The sequence below is a fragment of the Streptomyces noursei genome (assembly GCF_001646665.1).
GTDB lineage: Bacteria > Actinomycetota > Actinomycetes > Streptomycetales > Streptomycetaceae > Streptomyces > Streptomyces lavendulocolor.
This window is the reverse complement of sequence record NZ_LWBU01000380.1, coordinates 1-1,591: the sequence shown is the minus strand read 5'-3', so window position 1 is coordinate 1,591 and position 1,591 is coordinate 1. Positions and strand designations below refer to the sequence as shown.

Genomic DNA, 1,591 nt, shown 5'->3' with positions numbered 1-1,591 from the left:
TGAGGAGGGGGAAGGACGATGAGGTCGAACGTCCCGTTGGTCACCATGACACTGTGTCCCCGGCCGGTGAGGACAGCCCTCACCGCTGTGAATACAGCCGCCTGTGTGCTCTGACCCGAACGGTCGAGAGGCCCGGTCAGTTCGGCGGATCCGCCCAAGGGGGTCCAGCACACCATCGCTCCCGCCGGCACCTGGACCACTCGCATGCCGGGCGCCCCGCTCTCATCTCCGTCCACCAGGCTGAAACCCGCCCGCAGCAGCTCACGCCTCACCCGGCATACCAGCTCCTTGTGCGTGCCACTCATGTCGCCCATCCGTCCCGCATTGACCTGCAAATGGGCCGCTTGCCAGATTATCCCCGCATGTCGACTGCTCTCGTGCACGGGCCCCGTGGGCGACCGGGGGCCGTCCTCCCTGGACTGGGCCGTCCCCGCGAAGCTCGTCGTCGGATCGGGTGCGCTGAGGCGTTTGGGTACAGTGCCTGGGTGCTGACTGTCTGGTCGGCGCCTTCCTGGGGGGGATGAACGAGACGAGGGTTATGCCCGAGCAAGCGAGCCCGCCTGCGATAGCACCGAGCGGGCCTGTGGCCGCGTCGGCCGAGGCGGCGCGGATGGCGGCGGTGCGCCGTTACGACATTCTCGATACCCCTCCGGACGGCGCCTACGACAGAGTCGCAGCGCTGGCCGCGCGTCTGTTCGAGGTGCCGGTGGCGACGGTGACGATCGTGGACGAGGACCGGATCTGGTTCAAGGCCACGCACGGCCTGGAAGGCGTCACCGAGATCGGCCGCGATCCGGGCCTGTGTGCCTCGGCGGTCCTGACCAATGACACCACCGTCATCCCCGACACCCTGCTCGATCCGGTCGCCTGCTCCAACCCCCTGGTCGCCGGCCCGATGGGGGTGCGGTTTTACGCGGCCGCTCCGATCATCACCGCCGACGGGTACCGGCTGGGCACGGTCAACGTCCTCGACACCCGCCCCCGCGAGATCAGCGAGGCGGATTCGGCCACGCTCGCGGACCTGGCCGCGGTGGTGCGTGACCAGCTGGAGCTGCGGCTGTCGGCGCTGCACGTGCTGCGCGCCGAGCAGGAGCGCCGCAAGGTCGAGGAGGACAAGCGCCAGGCGGAGGAGGAAGCCCGCAAGCGCGCGGAGCGGGACAAGGCGGCCATCGCCGCGTTCGCCTCCACCCTGCAGCGCACCCTGGTGCCTCCCGCTCTCCCTGCGGTACCCGGGCTGGAGCTCGCCTGCCACTACAAGACCGCCTCCCCGCAGGAAGTGGGCGGTGACTTCTACGACGTCTTCCCCGTCGACGGGGGCCGGTGGGCGTTCTTCCTGGGCGATGTGTGCGGCAAGGGCGCCGAAGCCGCCTCGGTCACCTCACTGACCCGCTACACGCTGCGGGCCGCAGCCCTCGTCGACGCGGACCCGACGGCCGCGCTCAAAGCCCTGAACGCCGCGCTGCTGCTGGACGCGGCGGTCGGCACCCGCTTCTGCACCGCAATCTTCGGCCTGCTCGACCCGGCCCGGGACGGCGGTTTCACGGTCACCCTGGCCACCGGCGGCCACCCGCCCGCCTACCACCTCAGCCCC

General features: G+C 70.5%; 2 protein-coding genes. One reads left to right on the top strand and one right to left on the bottom strand.

Annotated features, from left to right (window positions below; translation table 11 throughout):
- Positions 1-305 (bottom strand): hypothetical protein (locus A4V12_RS39230; RefSeq protein ID WP_234372379.1); only part of this gene is annotated, 305 nt, incomplete at its 3' end.
- A 278-nt stretch (positions 306-583) separates the two neighbouring features.
- On the opposite strand from A4V12_RS39230, the gene A4V12_RS30095 reads away from it, so the two are divergent.
- A partial coding sequence (locus A4V12_RS30095; protein WP_234372378.1) for a PP2C family protein-serine/threonine phosphatase occupies positions 584-1,591 on the top strand: 1,008 nt, incomplete at its 3' end.